The 17,172-nt window shown below is 70.9% G+C and carries 17 protein-coding genes and 1 pseudogene; 8 read left to right on the top strand and 10 right to left on the bottom strand.

The window, feature by feature from the left end:
- Positions 1-337: 337 nt before the first annotated feature.
- Entirely contained in the window at positions 338-1,423 is a 1,086-nt protein-coding gene (locus tag ADL29_RS14110; protein WP_053923986.1) for a ferritin-like domain-containing protein, read from the top strand.
- Between the two features lie 114 nt (positions 1,424-1,537).
- Here the strand turns inward: ADL29_RS14110 and ADL29_RS14105 are convergent, their stop codons facing one another.
- A complete protein-coding gene (locus ADL29_RS14105; protein ID WP_245689388.1) occupies positions 1,538-2,377 on the bottom strand; it encodes a DMT family transporter in 840 nt (279 codons plus the stop codon).
- On the opposite strand from ADL29_RS14105, the gene ADL29_RS14100 reads away from it, so the two are divergent.
- Genes ADL29_RS14100 through ADL29_RS14090 form a run of 3 tightly spaced genes read left to right on the top strand, consistent with a single transcriptional unit; the run spans position 2,376 to position 5,296 of the window.
- On the top strand, positions 2,376-3,482 hold the full coding sequence (locus ADL29_RS14100; RefSeq protein ID WP_245689387.1) for a LysR family transcriptional regulator: 1,107 nt from the start codon (positions 2,376-2,378) through the stop codon (positions 3,480-3,482). The genes ADL29_RS14105 and ADL29_RS14100 overlap by 2 nt on opposite strands.
- Before the next feature lie 48 nt (positions 3,483-3,530).
- Positions 3,531-3,941 carry a hypothetical protein gene (locus ADL29_RS14095; protein WP_053923984.1) on the top strand — a complete coding sequence of 137 codons (411 nt, stop codon included), beginning with the start codon at positions 3,531-3,533 and terminating at the stop codon, positions 3,939-3,941.
- Positions 3,938-5,296 carry a tetratricopeptide repeat protein gene (locus ADL29_RS14090; RefSeq protein ID WP_053923983.1) on the top strand — a complete coding sequence of 453 codons (1,359 nt, stop codon included), beginning with the start codon at positions 3,938-3,940 and terminating at the stop codon, positions 5,294-5,296. The genes ADL29_RS14095 and ADL29_RS14090 overlap by 4 nt, the downstream gene beginning before the upstream one ends.
- Positions 5,297-5,320: 24 nt before the next feature.
- Here ADL29_RS14090 and ADL29_RS14085 read toward each other — a convergent pair whose 3' ends face one another.
- The 6 genes from ADL29_RS14085 to ADL29_RS14060 form a co-directional block, all read right to left on the bottom strand.
- Complete coding sequence (locus ADL29_RS14085; protein WP_425424240.1) at positions 5,321-5,893, bottom strand: Rv1733c family protein; 573 nt, start codon at positions 5,891-5,893, stop codon at positions 5,321-5,323.
- Positions 5,894-6,010: 117 nt separating this feature from the next.
- Positions 6,011-6,310, bottom strand: coding sequence for a DUF1876 domain-containing protein (locus ADL29_RS14080; protein ID WP_046925527.1), 300 nt, complete (start codon positions 6,308-6,310; stop codon positions 6,011-6,013).
- Positions 6,311-6,374: 64 nt separating this feature from the next.
- Positions 6,375-7,244, bottom strand: coding sequence for a universal stress protein (locus ADL29_RS14075; protein ID WP_053924027.1), 870 nt, complete (start codon positions 7,242-7,244; stop codon positions 6,375-6,377).
- 253 nt (positions 7,245-7,497) lie between these two features.
- Positions 7,498-8,421 carry a hypothetical protein gene (locus ADL29_RS14070; protein WP_425424236.1) on the bottom strand — a complete coding sequence of 308 codons (924 nt, stop codon included), beginning with the start codon at positions 8,419-8,421 and terminating at the stop codon, positions 7,498-7,500.
- The gene (locus ADL29_RS14065; RefSeq protein ID WP_053923982.1) at positions 8,421-9,695 is read right to left on the bottom strand and encodes a VWA domain-containing protein; all 1,275 of its coding nucleotides are present in this window, start codon (positions 9,693-9,695) and stop codon (positions 8,421-8,423) included. The genes ADL29_RS14070 and ADL29_RS14065 overlap by 1 nt, the downstream gene beginning before the upstream one ends.
- Before the next feature lie 78 nt (positions 9,696-9,773).
- Positions 9,774-10,307, bottom strand: coding sequence for a hypothetical protein (locus ADL29_RS14060; RefSeq protein ID WP_053923981.1), 534 nt, complete (start codon positions 10,305-10,307; stop codon positions 9,774-9,776).
- A gap of 471 nt (positions 10,308-10,778) precedes the next feature.
- Here ADL29_RS14060 and ADL29_RS46580 point away from each other — a divergent pair.
- From ADL29_RS46580 to ADL29_RS14045, 4 genes and pseudogenes are all read left to right on the top strand, one after another.
- Positions 10,779-10,877 (top strand): annotated as a pseudogene (locus ADL29_RS46580) (VOC family protein); the annotation flags it as partial.
- Between the two features lie 54 nt (positions 10,878-10,931).
- A complete protein-coding gene (locus ADL29_RS14055) occupies positions 10,932-11,210 on the top strand; it encodes a hypothetical protein (protein ID WP_053923980.1) in 279 nt (92 codons plus the stop codon).
- A 39-nt stretch (positions 11,211-11,249) separates the two neighbouring features.
- Positions 11,250-11,885 carry a DNA-3-methyladenine glycosylase I gene (locus ADL29_RS14050; protein ID WP_053923979.1) on the top strand — a complete coding sequence of 212 codons (636 nt, stop codon included), beginning with the start codon at positions 11,250-11,252 and terminating at the stop codon, positions 11,883-11,885.
- A 426-nt stretch (positions 11,886-12,311) separates the two neighbouring features.
- On the top strand, positions 12,312-13,937 hold the full coding sequence (locus ADL29_RS14045) for an FAD-binding oxidoreductase (RefSeq protein ID WP_078970977.1): 1,626 nt from the start codon (positions 12,312-12,314) through the stop codon (positions 13,935-13,937).
- 124 nt (positions 13,938-14,061) lie between these two features.
- Here the strand turns inward: ADL29_RS14045 and ADL29_RS14040 are convergent, their stop codons facing one another.
- The 3 genes from ADL29_RS14040 to ADL29_RS14030 form a co-directional block, all read right to left on the bottom strand.
- The gene (locus tag ADL29_RS14040) at positions 14,062-14,805 is read right to left on the bottom strand and encodes an SDR family oxidoreductase (RefSeq protein ID WP_046925522.1); all 744 of its coding nucleotides are present in this window, start codon (positions 14,803-14,805) and stop codon (positions 14,062-14,064) included.
- A gap of 190 nt (positions 14,806-14,995) precedes the next feature.
- Complete coding sequence (locus ADL29_RS14035; protein WP_053923978.1) at positions 14,996-16,519, bottom strand: MDR family MFS transporter; 1,524 nt, start codon at positions 16,517-16,519, stop codon at positions 14,996-14,998.
- 81 nt (positions 16,520-16,600) lie between these two features.
- Positions 16,601-17,125 carry a cupin domain-containing protein gene (locus ADL29_RS14030; RefSeq protein WP_053923977.1) on the bottom strand — a complete coding sequence of 175 codons (525 nt, stop codon included), beginning with the start codon at positions 17,123-17,125 and terminating at the stop codon, positions 16,601-16,603.
- Positions 17,126-17,172: the final 47 nt, after the last annotated feature.

Genomic DNA, 17,172 nt, shown 5'->3' with positions numbered 1-17,172 from the left:
AGGCGGATACGGCCTCCGGCACACGGATGCGGAAGCGGACAGGGGAGAGCGCAAAGGCACGCCAAAGGGAGCCGGCATGCGGTTGTGGCGCCAGCCCAACATCGAATTGTGCGGCCCGCATATGCACGAGAGCCGATCAGAGCAACCGTTCGCTCGTATCGGTGAGTTCGTTCCGCCGACGGTGCGCATGATGGTGACCTGCGCCGACGAACGAGCAGTGTCACGAAGGCGGTGGGTCATCGCACATTCCACCGCCACTGCGTCCCCCACCGCATTCGCCATTGCATCCGCCACTGCACCCGCCGGTGCATCCGCGGGAAAGACGAAGGGAGTACCGATGACCACCATTGCCGCCCGCTACGAAAGCGACGCCATCACCCGGCTGCTGCGCGCGCCCGACGAGGAGCGGGACGTGGAGTGGCTCAAGGAGGCCCTGCAGCAGGCCGTGCTGATCGAGCTGGCGACCATTCCGCCGTACTCCACCGCCCTGTGGTCGATCGACCGCACGCCGGATATGGAGATCGAGATCTACCAGGACATCCGCGAGATCATCTTCGATGAGATGTCCCACTTCGGCCTGGTGTGCAACATGCTCACCACCATCGGTGGCACTCCGCTGATCGCCGACGAAGCGGTGGTCCCGAAATACCCCGGCCCGCTCCCCGGCGGCGTACGCCCCTGTATCCGGGCGTTCCTCAGCGGGCTGAACCGCGACTCCGTGGAACTTTTCTCCGAGATCGAGAAGCCCGAGACGCCCGTCATCACCATGCGCGCCGAAGGGCTTCGGCCGGGCGAGACCTACTCCTCCATCGGCGTTTTCTACGACGCGATCCTCGATGCGTTCCGCACTTCCCAGGTCGAGTTCACCGGGGAGCGGCAGGTGAAATTTCCGCTCGGTGCGAAGCACGGCCAGGGAAATGACATCGTGCCGATCACAAAAATCGAGGACGTCAAGAAAGCAATCAAGATCATCAAGGAACAGGGGGAGGGGACCAGCACTTCCCCCGAGAATCCCTTCCCGGGGAAGAAGGGGGAACTCTCGCACTACTACACCTTCCGGGAGATGTACCACGGAAAGAAACTGGTGAAGAATCCCACGACCGAAAGGTGGGAGTTCACGGGACCGGTGGTGGAACTGCCGCAGGCTCATCCCGTGGCGATGGTCCCGCGGGGCGGCTGGCAGAACGACCCCGTCAACCGCCCGAACGCGACGACCCAGACACTGCTGGACGGCTTCAACGAGACCTACACCGACATGCTCCAGGCCCTGCAGGACGCCTGGAGCAGCCCGCAGCAGCCGATCGGCAAGGCCATCGGCGCCATGGGGAAGATGCGCGAGATCGCCGGGGAGATCGTCGTCATCCCCCTCCCCGACGGCAGCGGCCGAACCTACGGACCGGAGTTCCTCTTCCGCAGGAGGTGAGTCCCTGTACCGCAGGAAGTGAGCCCCCGGCTTCGCCCCCCTCAGCACCCGGCTCCGGCGTGTCGCGGTCCCGGTGAACACAAGCGCGGGACCGGGTCGCCAGTTGACATGGCATCAGCCGGGCCGGCGCCCTGGTGAGCTCCCCGGGCCACGTGTACGGCCCCGTCCCGCCCGGCTGTTGTACCCGACGGCCGCGACCACCAGCACACAGCCGCCCACCTGGGTGAGCGTCGGGCGTTCGCCGATGGCGACGCCGAGGGCGAAGGCCATCACCGGCTGCAGCAGCAACAGCGCGGCGCCGACATTCGGCGCCAGCTCGGGCAGCGCGGTGGTGATCAGCAGCCAGGCCAGCACCTGGCCCACCAGGGCGAGCGTGATCAGCCAGCCCCAGGCGGCCCGGCCGGGGGCCAGGTCGATACCGGTCCACAGCCCGCCCGTCACCGCGGCCGCGAAGGCCGCCGACGCGGTCGACACACACACCGGCGTCACGGTGTGCCCCCGCCCGCCGCCGAGCCGCATCAGGAACAGATAGCCCGCATACGCCACACCCGCCACCGTCCCGAACGCCACCCCGGCGACCGGATGGCTGCCCGGCTGCGCGTGCCCGGCCGCGCCGCTCGCCAACGCGACACCGGCCAGCATCAGCGGCGCCATGAACGCAAAACGCCCGGACGGCCGCGTCCCCGACACCAGCCACGCCAGCAGCGGGAAGAACACCACCTGGACGTTCAGCAGCACCGTGGCGACCGACGCCCCGACGGTGAGGACACTGGCCGCCCAGAACACCATGTCCACGCCGAGCAGCACCCCGGCACCGGCGTCCATCAGCACATGGCGCAGCGGCCGCGTGCCGGCCCGGCGCACCTCGCGCCAGGAGAGCGGTACGAGCACCACCAGCGCGAGCCCGCAGCGCAGAAACGCCGCGGTGCCCGCGTTCGTACCGGACAGCTTCATGAAGACGGCCGAGGCCGAGATGCAGGCGGAGCCCGCGACGGCCGACACGACCGGACCGCCGCGCCAGGCCCGGCCGGGCGACGGCTTCTCCACCGGTCTCTTCCCCGACGTCTCCGGCAACGTCTCCGTCACCCTCTCCTCCCACATCATGAATCCACTGTGCCGGTCCGAACTCAGAACAAAAAGCGATGATGTGATCCGGGTACTCGGTAGCATCCGTAACGTGTTCACTCTCGACAGGCTCCGCGCCCTCGCCGCCGTAGCCGTCCACGGTTCGATCGCGCAGGCCGCCCGGAGCATGCATATGACGCCCTCCGGCGTATCGCAGCAACTGGCCAAACTGGAGCGCGAGGCGGGCCACCCGCTCCTGGAGCCGCACGGCCGCAGCGTCCGCCTCACCCATGCCGGCCGGATCCTGGCCGGGCACGCCGACCGGCTCCTCGCACAGCTCGCCGCCGCACAGGCGGACCTTGCCGACCTGGGCGACGAGGTGCTGGGCCCGCTCCGTATCGGCGGCGTGGGCAGCGCGGTGCGCACCCTCCTCCCCGATGCACTGGCCGCCCTCGCCGCCGAACACCCCCGGCTCACCCCGACCGTCGTCGACGGCGAGGCGGTCGACCTGCTGCCCCGGCTGCTGAGCGGCGAACTCGACCTGCTGCTCATCGAAAGCTGGGCCAACCGCCCGCTCACCGTCCCCGAGGGAGTCACCCTGCGCACCCTGGTGAGCGAGGACGTCTACGTCGCCGTCTCCGACCGCCACCCCCTCGCCGACCGCGAGAGCGTCGACCTCGCGGACCTCCCGGACACGGTCTGGGCCTGCTGCCCACCCGGCACCGAGCCCTACGAAGCCCTGGTCCAGGCCCTGCGCGCCCGCGGCGTCGAACCCGGCATCCGCTACTCGGTGGCGGAACACCTCACCCAGCTCGCTCTGGTGGCCCGCAATCTCGCCGCATCCCTCATCCCCGCGATGTCCCGCCACCCCGCCCCGCCCGGCGTACGCTTCCTGCACACCCGTCCGCCGCTGCGCCGCGATGTCCGCGCCGCCTGGCTCACCCTCAACGAGAGCCCGCCGGTACGGGCGTGCGTCGCCGCGATCGAGGCTTGAGCGGGTGCAACCGGGCGTTGCAGACTACGAGTTCAGGGGGTGGGGCAAATGGATCCGATGCTTGCCAGTGCGGGTTCGGCGCTGGTCGGGCTGATGGTGACCGAGGCCTGGGGGCAGGCCCGGGACGGGGTGGTGGCGTTGTGGCGGCGGCTGCGGCCCGCCGACGCCGACGCCGTGGGGCGGGACCTCGACGCGGCCCGCACCGAACTCGTCGAGGCCAGGGAGGCGGACGAGGGCGGGGACGAGACCGAGCGGGAACTGGCCGGTGAGTGGCAGCGACGGCTGCTGCGGGTGCTGCGCGAGGATCCGTCGGCCGCCGCCGAGCTGCGGCGCCTCCTGGACGAGGCGCGCGGGACGCTGCCGCCCGAAGCCGCCCCGCGCAGCGTGCAGTTGCAGGCCCGCGCGGACGGCAACGCCCGGATCTATCAGGCGGGCCGTGACCTGCGGGTGCAGGATTGACGAGCGAGGAGCCGTCCTTCCGGGCCGACGGGCGGGATGCGGCGCGGATCTATCAGGCCGCCCGTGATCTGCACATCACCTATCGGCAGGGCGGCGATTCCCCCGCACCCGGAGAGGCGGCGCGGCTCTCGCTGCGGCATCTGCTGGCGTGTTTCGCCGACGCCCCGCTCCCGGTGTCCGTCCTGTCCCCCGAGGCGGTCGCCGCCGTCCGGATGCCGGAACTGCCCGTGGAGCGGGTGGCGGCCGAGCTGGGCGCGCTGCCGGACGACGCCGGTGACATCCCGTGCCTGCGACCGGATGCGTCGGCGCTCGCCACATCCGCCCGGGAACTGACGGACGACCAGCGCGGACAGCTCTCCACGTATGCCGCGGCCTTGCTGGACCACGCCCTGCTGCGCTCGCCGGAGGGCCCCGCGCTGGACCTGCTCGCCCCGCATGCGATGGCGCTGCTCTGGCGCTCCGGCGGCGAACCGGCGCGCACCGCCGCACGCCGTCTGCGGGACGCGTACGAGAGCCGCGGACGCTATGCGCAGGCGCTGCCGTTCGCCGTACGGATCGCGGAGGCGGCCACGGGGACGGCGGTCGCCGACGGCCTGGCGCTCGGGCGGCTCCGGACCGGCTGCGGCGACTTCGGCGAGGCGGAAGCCGTCCTGCGTCCGGTGCTCGCGCAGGCGGAGCGGGCGGCGGCCGGGCGCGGACTGTCGCTGGCCGGGCGTACCGGCCCGTCCCTGCTCGAGATCCTCCGGGAGAACGCCGAAGGCCCGTTCACCAGCGGGCTTTCCGCGGCCGACTGTCACGTCCTGGCGCAGGCCGCCGATGTGCAGCACGCCCTCGCCGACGCCCTGTACGGGCTGCGCCGCTACGCCGAGTGCGAGCGGCTGCTGCACTCGGCCGCCGGGCTGCGCTGGCGGGTCCTGGGGGCGCTGCACCCGGCGTACATGCTGGCCCAGCTGGGGCGCGCCCGCGCGCTGGGACGCCAGCGGCTGTGGGAGGAAGCGCTCGCGCTGGTCCGCGACGCTCTCAGTTACCGGGAGCGGGCCGAACTCGACCGGGACCGCCCGCGCGATGCCGCGCTGCTCCGCCTCGCGCACGCGGAGGTGATGACGGCGGCCGTCCGCTCCCTGCGCGAGGAGGGTGCGAGCCGGTCGCGGGGGGTGGGGATGTTCCCGGCACCGGTCGTCCGCTTCCTGGACCGCACGGTCGGCACCAACTCCCGCCCGGAAAAGATCACTTGGGACGAGGCGAGGGCGTTGGCCGAGACGGCGGTACGGGCCTGCGACGCCGCCTTCGGCCCAGCACATCCCCATGCGCTCGCCGCACGGACACTCCTCGAACAGCCGGGCATGAGAACCTGACCGATGGGTCATGGCCGCCGCTCGTCACGGGCTGCCCCGCTCCCGGCGTCCCCACTGGGCGTCCCCGGCTGCCCACTCCCGTTCCCACAGGGCCGAGCGGCGGCGGTCGATGAGCACTCCGCCGGCCCGCTCCGCGGCGAGCAGCAGCAGACAGGTGCCGCCCGCCGCCACCGTGCCGATCGCGATGCTCTGGATCGTGGCCTCCACTTCGGTGACGGGGTCCCGCAGCAGCGCGCCGTCCTCGTTGAGCCAGGCCGTGGTCCGGTCGCCGGCCCGCAGGCCGGTGGGAACCCTGGTTTCTCCCGTACGGGACGTGCCGTCGGCGGCAGTCCACCGCACCGTGGCGTGCGCCCGGCCGCCGACGCCGCCGGTGGGGTCCGCCCCGATACGGGCCGGCGGATCCTCGGTCAGGACGGCGGTGACGCCGTGCCGGTCCTGGTGCTGCCGGGCGGCCGCATCGGCCACCGCATGCGCCGCGGTCACCCCGGCGGCCGGGGCGGCGAGCGCCATCAGCACTGCGGTGACCAGCACCAGCCAGGACTCCGCCACATCACAACCGCGCCGCAGCGGGCCGCACCGGAGCCGTGCGAGAACCATCGGGAGCCGCATCACACACCACCGCCTTCCGCCCGTGCGTAGACGGTCGCACGCCGGACGTGTCCTGGGGAGAGCCGGGACAGCAGCACCGGGCGCAGGCGGGCACCCGCCGCGGGGTCACGCCATCTCGCTCATCCAGCCGTACGCCTGTCGCGGCCGGCGCTCGGGCGGCGGTGCGCCGACGCCTGCCATGTCGTGATCGGCCACCTGGATCAGCTTCGAGCCCAGATCGTGCATCGCCCGCCCGGCCGCCAGCTCGTCCCCGATCACCGGGACGTCCACGTCCTGGGGACTGCACCGGGCGATGCCGTGCCCGGTGAGCGCGATGGTGCCGGTGTCCAGTTCCACCCGCGCCTTGGTCGTCCCGTTCTCCTCGGAGAGGTACAGACGCACGTCCCACTCCGTTGTCGTCGCCATGGTCTGCCTCCGCTTCCTCCTGCCGGCCGGCCCCTCGGTCCGTCAGCCCGCCGCCGCCGGCCCGTCACTCGTGCGGCACCACCGCCACCGCACAGGGCGCGTGATGCACCGCCGCCTGCACCACATGTCCGATCCGGGCCGCCAGCATCCGGCGCTTGTGCCGGCGTCCGACGATCAGCAGCCCGGCGTCCTCGGCGCCGTGCAGCAGCGCCGACGCCGGACTCTCCAGCTCCACCCGCTCCGCCACCCGTACCTCGGGGAACCTCTCCCGCCAGGGCCGCAGCGCCTCGGTCAGCTCCCCCTGGGCGTCCTTCGCCGTCATCTCCGCGGCGTACGGCTCCACTCCGCCACCGCGGTTGTACGCATGCGCCGGAAGGTGCCGGCCGTGGACGGCCCGCAGCGTGACGCCGCGGCGCGCGGCGCTGTGGAAGGCGAAGGCGAGCAGCGCCTCGCAGGGCTCGTGCAGGCTCACCCCGACCACCACATCGGCGTTGCGCTCGGTCGCGGCCGTCTCCTGCCGGGCCCGTACTAGGACGACGGGGGTCTCCGTCTGCGCCACGATCTGCAGCCCGGTCTCGCCCAGCACATAGCGCGAGAGGGGCCCCAGATCCCGCGACCCGAGGACCAGCAGGTCCGACTCCCCGGCGGCGCTCTTCAGGGCCTCCAACGGGTCCTCGGTCACCAGGGCCTCGTCCAGTGGCAGGTCCGGCTCCTGCGCCTGTACGGTCGCTCGCGCCTCGTCCATGATCCGGTGCGGCCAGTAGTTCTGGTCCTGCTCGTCGACCGGGTGGGCGGCCTCTTCCGGCGCGAGCATGACCCAGGCGTGCAGCAGCCGGAGCCGGGCGTTGCGCAGCCGCGCTTCCTGAGCCGCCCACCGCGCGGCGGACAACGACTCGGGCGTACCGTCCAGACCGACCGTGATGACGTCCTTCATGGTCTCGCTCCGTTCCACACCCTCTACCTTCCTCCGCGCCTGAGCCCCAGGCCACTCCTCCCTCTCCCGCCCGCTGGTCGCCCCCTCCCGTGCCTTCCCGCGTCCCGGCTCCTGATATCGACGGTAGAGCGCCGAGCGATTACGCACAGCTGCGGAAAGTCACCAATCGTCCGTCACTTTCGGATAGGGCGGAGCACAGACAAAAGTCACCGCAGCGCGGGGCTGCGGTGACTTCGTCAGGCGGTACGGCAGGTCAGGCGCCCGGCGGCACCCGCGAGGGACGGCCGGAGCCGCGGGTCAGGGAGTAACCCCAGATCCCGGCCAGGGCCGCGAGCAGCCCGCCGGCCGCCGTCCAGATCCAGCGGTCGGACCACCAGCCGGAGGACCAGCCGCCGTCCGGCTCGGCCAGAGCCGTCGCCCGGTCCGGCGATGCGCTCGCCCCGTCCTGCGGTGTCGCCTCGTCCTGCGGTGTCGCGGTGCCGGCGCCCGGCACGAGCGGTGCGGCGAGGGAACCGTCGACGGCCTGCGCACCGCCCGCCTCGGCCGTATCGGCCCGGACCTCGGCGTGCACCGGCTGTCCGAGGTCCTCCTGCGGCAGATCCACGACCGTCAGCCGTACGTAATAGCTCCCCGGCAGCGGATCGTTCGCCCACGGCTCCGCCCAGCCGCGGACCGTCCGCAGGGTGCACGACAGCTCGACGGAGGACGCGTCCTGCGCCGCCGCCCTGGTCTGCGCCCCGTACCGGCAGGCCTGGCGGCGCCGCAGCCCGTCGTAGACATCGAGCTGCCAGGTGGCGGTGCCGCGCCGGGCGGCCTTGGGCAGCGTCACCTTGGCCCGCACCGTGGCCTGCTGCCCCTGGTCCACCGGGACCACCCAGTAGAGGTAGTCACCGGTCGAGGCGTCGGCCGTGGCCCGCTGGCCCGGCTTGACCGCCGTCGCGGTACGGAACGACGTACCGGCCTCGGTCGGCCCGTCGCCGCTCGCGTCCGAAGCGGAGGCACTGGAAGCCGGGGTGGGGCTGTCCGCCGCGGCCATGCCCGCCGCACCCCACAGTGCGGCTCCCGCCGCGACACAGGACGTCAGCACCCGGCCGGCCGGTACACGCCAGGTCCGTGCGCCCAGGGCCCGTTCACGCCGGGTCCGTATCCGTCCGGTAAGTCCCTGCACGATACGCATCAGTTGGTCCTCCAGACGGAAATGCGCCAGCGCGAGATCCAGCCCCACACCAGCCCGGCGACCAGACCGGTCAGCACCAGCGCGCCCAGCAGCCACCAGCCGCGCCCCAGGCCGAACGAGGCGATGTCCGCGGCGTCATGCGGCGCGTCCACCAGGTCGACGGTCAGCTCGACCGGCAGACCGGGCGCGGTCTTGACCGAGGCCGGCGCCGAGAAGGAGTTGCTGACCTGCAGGCACACCGTCTCCGCCGCGGGCTTGTCGTCCCCCTCGGCGGCATCGTCCGACGACTTCGGATAGCGCAGCCCGGACGAGATCACATCGGTCCGGCCGCTGCCGGCCTCCGACCCCCGCACGATTTCCCGGCCATGGACCGTCGAGGCCCGCAGCAGCACCCCGTAGTCGTTGTTGACCGTGCGGTCCGCGGCGACGCTCACCGACGCCCGCAGTTCCTGGCCCGGCCGGACGTCCACCCGGTACCAGCGGTGCTCGGCGAACTTCTCGCGGTCGCTGTAGAGACCGGGCGTCAGCTTGGGCGCACCGTCACACTGATCCGCGCCCTTGGTCGCCACCGGCGTGACCACCGGTCTGGCGGCTCTGTCCACCAACTGATGGACGCGTTTGCGGAGTTCACCGGTGTGCCGGACCGACGTGTACGTACCGCCGGTGGCCTCGGCGATGCAGCTGAGCTGGTCACGGGTCTTGGCGTCCGGCAGCAGGCCGAGGGTGTCGACGGTGAGGTGGATTCCCCGGGACGCGATGTCGCGCGCCACTACGCAGGGGTCGAGCGGGGCGCAGGTGTCCTCGCCGTCCGTGATCAGGACGATCCGGCGGGTCGCGTCGCCGCCCTTGAGGTCATCGGCCGCACCCAGCAGGGCCGGGCCGATCGGGGTCCAGCCGGTGGGGGCGAGCGTCGCCACCGCCGTCTTGGCCTCGGTCCGGTCGAGCGGGCCGACCGGGTAGAGCTGCTTGGTGTCCTTGCAGCCGCGCTTGCGGTCGTCACCGGGGTAGTTGGCGCCGAGGGTACGGATCCCGAGCTGCACCTCGTGCGGGACCGCGTCCAGCACCTCGTTGAACGCCTGCTTCGCCGCGGACATCCGCGACTGTCCGTCGATGTCGCGGGCCCGCATGGAGCCGCTGACGTCGAGTACCAACTCGACTTTGGGGGAGGGTTTCGCATCGGGTTCGTCCGCGACGGCGGAGGCCGGAAGGAGCCCGACGGCCAGGGTGGCGAGCAGCCCGCACACCCCGGCCGCCAGCCGTTTTCTTATGATCATCGCCGGATCGTATTGAGGATTCGCCCCGGCGCCAAACGGCCCGTCCATATGGACCGCGGCCCCGGCCGGCCGGGCGCCTCACTCCCGCTGATGGGCGGTGCGGGCCGCCTCCACAAAGTCCTCCAACGCCTTCCAGAAAGGGCTGAAAGCGGCGTCGAACGCGGCGTGGCTGTCGCGGTCGCCGGACAGCGCGGCCGTGAGGGCCGCATGGAAAGGCCCGGTCCTCTTCTGCACGGTGAGCGCGGCGGCGGCCGCAGCGGGCGGTCCCTCCAGTTCCACGACACGCGCGCAGCGGCGGATCTTCCCGTACCCGGCGACCTGACGGTCGTGCAGCGTACGCAGGGCCGCGGTACGGTCCGCGGAGTCGGGAAGACGGAGCGCGGCCGCTATGTCCCAGAACAACTCGCCCATGAGATGGGTCTCTTCGATCAGATCCAGATAGGCCGCGCGGCGGCTCTCGCGCAGCCGCTCGGCACGCTGCGAGCGCGCCGCGGTCTCCGCCTGGATCCTGGCCGCCTGGGTACTGCCGCGGCTGGTCACCCAACTGGCGAGCACCGCCGTGCCCCCGGTCAGCGCCGCGATCGCCACCGTCCACACCGTGCTGTCGCCCACGCGGCGTCACGATACCCAGACGCCCGAGGGCCCGCGCCGCCCGGTCCCGCTACGACGGGAACCGGGCACACCACGCCTGCGAGCTCTTGCCGCAACCGCCGCTTCGCGCGCGCCCGGGAAATTCGGAGCACAGCACCTCCCTCTCGAATGTCGCGTCCGTGACGGACGGCACGGCGGTGCCATATGGCGGCATCGCGTGGTCGTTGCCCTTCGCTTCCGCCGTCGGATGCCCGGCCCGGACCCGGCGAACCGCCGGCACCGGGCTGGGACTGGCACTGCACCGCCGCTGCCCGGCGTTCGGCGAGTTCCTGGAGTTCCACCACGCCGGCGAGGACGCGCACATACTCCACGGCAGACGGAAGGTTGCACAGCCTCATGCGAGTCAAGGAGTTCGCACACCTGGTGCTCAATGTGCGGTGATGCCGCGTTCCCGTCGGCGCGGGTCAGCCCGACCACCATCATCGATCTGGTCGACCGGCCGCGCGGGGTGAGGCACAGTCGGTCCACGTGGCGGACCCCGATGGCAACACCGTGGAACTGCGCTGGTACCCGCAGGGCGCCGAGCGGTAGCACGACGTCCGAATACCGCCGGATCCCTGGCCGCCGGGCGTGCACACTCGGCTCATGGCCGACACGACGTACACCCTGACGGGGCGCGACGGTCGGTCCTATCCGAGTGCCATGCCCGGCTCCCTCGGCGGATACCGGCGGGGGAATCTGAAGCTGTACGGGCGACTCGACTGTCCTTCCGCGCTGCGTGCCCTCGCCCGCGGTCATTACGTACGGCATCGGGTCTTCTTCGCCGATGAAGAAACCGCTGTCGCCGCGGGGCACCGGCCCTGCGCGGTGTGCCTGCCCTGGCAGTACGCGCGGTGGAAGGACCGGAGGAACGGCGCGTTGTGAGGCTGTCCCGGGGGCAGCGGTGGAAGAGAGAGTGAGTGCGTGACCAGTACAACCGGCAGCGAGCCGGACGCCCGGCCGGCGGAGGGGGAAGCCGTCGTGGGGGAGGACGGGCTCGGGCGTTGCCTGTGGGCCGTCTCGCACCCGCTCAACCAGCAGTACCACGACACCGAATGGGGACTGCCGGTCCGCGGCGAGCAGGCGCTGTTCGAGCGGATCACTCTCGAGGCCTTCCAGTCCGGGCTGAGCTGGCTGACGATTCTCGCCAAACGCCCGGCCTTCCGCGCGGCGTTCGACGCCTTCGACCCGGAGGCCGTCGCGGCGTATACGGACGGGGACGTCGTACGTCTCATGGGCGATGCCGGCATCGTCCGCAACCGCGCGAAGATCGAGGCGGCACGGACCAACGCGCAGGCCGTGCTGCAGCTGCGCGAGCACGGCGGACTCGACCGGCTGATCTGGTCCCACAAACCCGTCCGCACCCCGGTGCCCCGTACGGTCTCCGAAGTCCCCACCAGGACCGCCGAGTCGAAGGCCCTGGCGGCCGAACTGCGCTCGTACGGCTTCCGGTTCGTCGGCCCCACCACGAGTTACGCCCTCATGGAGGCCATCGGCCTGGTCGATACGCATCTGGTGGGGTGCCATCGCCGCGGTTCCTCGGGGCAGCACGACACGTAGATGCGCGGCTGCGGGGCCCGGAAGGCGGAACTCCGATTTCGGCAGGCCGTTCTGGCAGGTGGGTTTCCGCCACTTCCGTCACAGCCTCTTGTCGGAATGGCAAACACTGCGCGGGGATATCCCCGATTGGCTTGAAATCCTGTGGATCGGGCTCCATTATCGCGGTGACTCCCCTTTTGGGTCCGGGGCATTGCGTTCCCGTGTCGAGCGTCGGGGAGTCCAGGATCCGGGGGGAGATCTGTTCTTGGCGCTCCGTGCGCATTCTCTGTCTGCCATACGGCATGCGATCGCGACGGTCGCCCCTTCGGCTCTGGTGGCGCACATGCCCATCGTCCGCTGCTGCTGTGCGGACAGCACACGGATTCCCGTCGCACGGGGATCGAGTAGGTCCGGGGTAATTCACTCAGGAAGGGCTCGACAACAGTTATGACGAACGAACACGAGGATCAGGAACGGGGCGGGGAAAGCAGGGGGCGCAGGCCCGAGCCCGCCCCTGCGGCCGAATTCTCCGCGACGACGATCGCGGCGGCCGATCCGCGTTACGGGGACCTGGTGCGCGGGATGAACCAGCGGTGGGTCGGACGGCCGGAATCCGTACGGGTGGTCGATTCCACCCAGCAGGTTCAGGCCGTGGTGCAAGAAGCGGTCCGGGCCGGAAAGAAACTGACGGTCCGTGGTGGCGGGCACTGCTACGAGAACTTCGTCTTCAACGCCGACACCAAGATAGTGCTCGACATGTCGGAGATGACGTCGGTCTACTACGACGACCGGTTCTCCGCATTCGCGGTGGAGGCCGGTGCGACGCTGCTCGACGTCTACGAGCGCCTGTACAAGGTGTGGGGCGTCACCCTCCCCGGCGGTATGTGCTACTCGGTGGGCGTCGGCGGCCATGTCAGCGGTGGCGGATGGGGCATGCTCGCCCGCCGGGACGGTCTGATCGTCGACCATCTCTATGCGGTCGAGGTGGTCGTGGTCGATGCCCACGGCACCGCCCGTACGGTCGTCGCCACCCGCGAGGAGTCCGACCCCAACCGGGAGCTGTGGTGGGCCCACACCGGGGCCGGCGGCGGGAACTTCGGGGTCATCACCCGGTACTGGTTCCGCTCCCCGAAGGCCACCGGCCGGCGGCCGGAGCAGGCGCTCATCAAGCCGCCGAGTGAGGTGCTGGTCAGCGCCGTCGCCTGGTCCTGGGGCGACATGACCAAGGAGGCGTTCACCCGGCTCGCGCGGAATTACTCGGCCTGGCACACGGCGGACGAGAATTCCGAGCCCGGCAGCGCCTACAGCGGACTGATGAGTTCGCTGCTGCTCAACCACAAGTCCAATGGTCAGATAGGCCTGGTGTCCCAGATGGACGCCACCACTCCGAACGCGGAGAAACTGCTGGAGGCCTATATCGCCGCCGTCACCGACGGTGTCGACATCGAGCACGGCCCCGTCACCAACACCATGGGTGAGCACAAGCCGATGCCGCAGTACCACAAAACGCAGCGGCTTCCGTGGCTGCAGGCCACGCGGTACTTCGGCACCACCACCAACTTCCTGGTCGACCCGACCCTGCGCGCGGACTACAAGTCGGCCTACAACAAACAGAATGTGACCGAGGAACAGATCGAGGCGATGTACGAGCACCTGGCTCATACGGACCTCGAAAACCCGCGGGCCATGGTGCAGTTCAGTTCCTTCGGCTGCGCGGTGAACAGCGTGCGAGCGGGAGACACCGCGAGTGTGCACCGTGATTCACGTTTCAAGCTGCTGTACCAGACGTACTGGAATAACCCGGCCGACGACGCCGCGAACATCTCCTGGCTGCGGTCCTTCTACGAGGACGTGTACCAGAAGACCGGCGGAGTACCGGTACTCGACGACACCACCGACGGCTGCTACATCAATTACGCCGACATCGATCTCAACGACCCGCGGCACAACACCTCTGGAGTGCCGTGGCACACCCTGTATTTCGGGGACAACTACCCCCGTATGCAGCAGGTCAAGGCGAAGTGGGACCCGGGCAACCACTTCAACCACGGACAGTCGGTGCGCCTGCCGTAGGCGGCGCCCGCCGCACCGTGAAGCGGTCCCGGTGAGGCCGTTCCGGTGACGCTGTCCCGGTGGGCCGTCCCGCCCGGAGCTGGTTGCCCCGGGCGGGACGGCAGCGGGCCCGCGCCCGGAGCGCTCAGGCGCCGAAGCCGCCGTCGATGTCCAGGCTCGCGCCGGTGACGAACCCGGACTCGGGACCGGCGAGGTACGAGACCATCGCCGCTATCTCTTCGGACCGGCCGAACCGGTCCAGCGCCATCCAGCCCAGCATGCTGCTGGACATCGGTCCGTCCGCAGGGTTGGCGTCCGTGTCGGTCGGGCCGGGCTGGACGTTGTTGACGGTGATACCGCGCGGCCCCAGCTCCCGGGCCAGACCGCGGGTCAGGCCGGCCACCGCCGCCTTGGTCATGCCGTAGACGGAACCGCCGGCGAAGGGGATGCGGTCGGCGTTGATGCTGCCGATCGTGATGATGCGGCCCCCGTCCGGGAGATGACGCAGCGCCTCCCGGATCCCGACGACCACGCCACGGATGTTCACATCGATCATGGTGTCGATGGCGTCGATGGGCAGATCCTGCACAGGGCCGAAGGTGCCGCCCCCGGCGTTGTTCACCAGGATGTCCAGGCCGCCCAGGACCCGCACCGTCTCGTCGACGGCCGCGGCGATGTCCTCGTCCTTGGCGCTGTCGGCCTGAACGGCGTGGGCGCGTCCGCCTGCGGAGCGGATACCGGCGACGACCTCCTCGGCACGGTCCTTGGAGTGGGAGTAGGTGAGTGCCACGGCGGCGCCGTCGGCCGCCAGGCGCTGCGCGATCGCCGCCCCGATGCCGCGGGATGCCCCGGTGACCAGGGCTACCTTGCCGTTGAGCGTGTCTGTCACGTCGTGCGTCCTCTCACAGGTGGTTCGATTTCTCAGGTGCGGCACTTCTGGGTGCCGCACTTGGGGGTGCTGCATTTCCGGGTGTTGCGCTTTCTCGTGTGGCGATACTGGTGTGGCGATATCGGTGTGGTGGTTTCCTCGGTGATGGCTTGACGAGGGGCGGCGATGCGCAAGGTGCCGCCCCGGGGGATCAGGCTTCGGCAGGCGTGCTGCCGCGTTCGGCGCTGGGCAGGAAGAGGGCGACTATCGCGCCGACCACGCAGAGCCCCAGCGTCCACCAGAAGGCCGCACCGAACGCCTCGGTGATCGGCCCGGCAAGACGGGGCGAGGAGGCCACCGACGCCGAGGAACCGGACGGGCCCAGACGGTCGGTGAGCTGCTGCTGGACGACGACGGCGAGCAGTGCCGTACCGACCGAGCCGCCCAGCTGGATGGAGGCGATCAGGGCACTGCTGGCCCGGCCGGTGTTCTCCGGAGCGATGCTGGCGAAGCCCGTGGACAGCGCAGGGGCGAGTGTGGTGCCCAGGCCCACGCCGCGTACCAGGAGCGCGACGACGAGCAGCGCGGTGTCCTTGGCGGGGTCGAGCTGGGTGTACGCGACGGTGCTGACCGCCGCGAGGGCCATACCGGCCAGGACCACGGCGCGGGGGCCGAAGCGGGCGACGAGGCGTCCCACCGCGGGCAGGATCAGGACCGTGCCGACGCCCTGCGGGGCGAGCAGCAGGCCCGAGGTCCATGCGTCGAAACCGCCGCCCTGCTGGAAGAACAGCGGCAGCAGGAACATCATGCCGTAGACCGACGAGCCGAACAGGAACGATCCCAGGGCGGAAGCGGTGAACCGGCCGGTGGCGAACAGCCGCACATCGATGAGGGGGACTCCCCGCATCCGGAGGGCGTGCACCACATAGGCGATCAGCAGAACCACGCCGACGCCGAACGAGACCAGGACGACCGGATCGCCGAATCCGCCGCTGGTGGCCAGCTGGGAGAAGCCGAGCAGCAGTCCGGCGAGGGCGGCGGGCAGCATGATCAGGCCCCGTACATCCAGCCGGGAGACACCGCGCTCCTCGCGGGGCGGGTCGGTGGGCAGGATGCGCTGGGCCAGCACCGCGCACAGCAGGCCGAGCGGGACGTTGAACCAGAACAGCCAGCGCCAGTCCAGGTTGTCCATGAGCACGCCGCCGACCATCGGGCCGAAGACCGGGGCGAGTGTGATGGGGATCTGCACCATGCTCAGCACGGTGGTGGCGCGCTTGGGACCGGCCGCGCGGGCCAGCATCGTCAGCATGATCGGCTCGAACATGGCGCCGCCGATGCCCTGGACGATCCGGGAGCCGATCAGCATGCCGACGCTGTTGGCGACGGCGGCCAGGACGCAGCCGACGAGGTAGACGACGAGGGAGGCCTGCCAGAGGGCCTTCTCCCCGAACCGGTCCATCGCCCAGCCGGCGATCGGGATGGCGACGGCGATCGCCAGCAGATAGGCGGTACTGACCCACTGCACGGTGGACAGGGGCACCGAGAACACCTCGGCGAGGCGCCCCATGCCCACCGACACGATGGTGGTGCTGAGCAGGGCGATGACGGCGCCCAGGGACAGCGTCGAGCCGATGGGCAGCAGGCCCTTCTCCTCCTGCCCGCCTCCTTCGGAGGCTGCCTCGGCGCGCGGGGCGTTGTCGGCTTCCGGCGGGGATGCCGCCGCGGTCTCTTCCATCGATACCTTCCGTGCTGTCAGTGCGTTCCTTGCCGCGTGCTTCTCGCGAGCGCGCGGTCGGCGGGGTGTGTGCCGTACGGGTCAGCAGGCGGGTTCTTCGCCCGGCTCCCAGCGGTGGCGGGCGCCTATCTCCGCGATGTGCACGAAGTGCTCCTCGAGCCATGGCCGGGGCTGTACGCCGGGCCGGGCCGGGTCGCCGGCCTCCATGAAGAACCTGTCGAATCCGGCGGGGGTGAACAGAAAGACCATCCGGGCCGCATGCAGGCCGCGGTTCTTGAACCGGTGGGTCACCCCGCGCGGGATGAAGACGAAGTCGCCCTGCCGGATCGTGAACGTGCGCTTCCCGTCGAGGACCTCGAGCTCACCGGAGAGCACGTAGTACGCCTCGTCCTCACCGCGGTGGATATGGGCATCGGGGCCGCAGCCCGGCGGCACGGAGGCCTCGACGAAGGCCAGGCGGCCGCCGGTGTTCTCGTGGCTCGCCTTGATCGTGTATGTGTTGCCGTCGACCCAGACGGTCGGGCCCTCGCCTGCGGGGACGTGCAGGACGCGCTGCGGGCGCTCCGGGGCGTCTAACTTTCCCTCGGTAGTCGTTGCCTCGGTCATGGGGCCTCCAGCTCGGGTGAGTGCGGAAAGCGAGTCGTGATGACTCG

It is taken from the genome of Streptomyces chattanoogensis (genome assembly GCF_001294335.1).
Classification (GTDB): Bacteria; Actinomycetota; Actinomycetes; order Streptomycetales; family Streptomycetaceae; genus Streptomyces; species Streptomyces chattanoogensis.
Note: the sequence above shows the minus strand (reverse complement) of the source record. Positions and strands in the feature narration are given on the sequence as shown.

Bases quoted from the DNA above. Each gene is read 5' to 3' on its own strand.
- ADL29_RS14110 (WP_053923986.1), top strand. From the start codon at position 338: ATGACCACCATTGCCGCCCGCTACGAAAGCGACGCCATCACCCGGCTG.
- ADL29_RS14100 (WP_245689387.1), top strand. From the start codon at position 2,376: ATGAAGACGGCCGAGGCCGAGATGCAGGCGGAGCCCGCGACGGCCGAC.
- ADL29_RS14105 (WP_245689388.1), bottom strand. From the start codon at position 2,377: ATGAAGCTGTCCGGTACGAACGCGGGCACCGCGGCGTTTCTGCGCTGC.
- ADL29_RS14095 (WP_053923984.1), top strand. From the start codon at position 3,531: ATGGATCCGATGCTTGCCAGTGCGGGTTCGGCGCTGGTCGGGCTGATG.
- ADL29_RS14085 (WP_425424240.1), bottom strand. From the start codon at position 5,893: ATGGTTCTCGCACGGCTCCGGTGCGGCCCGCTGCGGCGCGGTTGTGAT.
- ADL29_RS14080 (WP_046925527.1), bottom strand. From the start codon at position 6,310: ATGGCGACGACAACGGAGTGGGACGTGCGTCTGTACCTCTCCGAGGAG.
- ADL29_RS14075 (WP_053924027.1), bottom strand. From the start codon at position 7,244: ATGAAGGACGTCATCACGGTCGGTCTGGACGGTACGCCCGAGTCGTTG.
- ADL29_RS14070 (WP_425424236.1), bottom strand. From the start codon at position 8,421: ATGCGTATCGTGCAGGGACTTACCGGACGGATACGGACCCGGCGTGAA.
- ADL29_RS14065 (WP_053923982.1), bottom strand. From the start codon at position 9,695: ATGATCATAAGAAAACGGCTGGCGGCCGGGGTGTGCGGGCTGCTCGCC.
- ADL29_RS14055 (WP_053923980.1), top strand. From the start codon at position 10,932: ATGGCCGACACGACGTACACCCTGACGGGGCGCGACGGTCGGTCCTAT.
- ADL29_RS14045 (WP_078970977.1), top strand. From the start codon at position 12,312: ATGACGAACGAACACGAGGATCAGGAACGGGGCGGGGAAAGCAGGGGG.
- ADL29_RS14035 (WP_053923978.1), bottom strand. From the start codon at position 16,519: ATGGAAGAGACCGCGGCGGCATCCCCGCCGGAAGCCGACAACGCCCCG.
- ADL29_RS14030 (WP_053923977.1), bottom strand. From the start codon at position 17,125: ATGACCGAGGCAACGACTACCGAGGGAAAGTTAGACGCCCCGGAGCGC.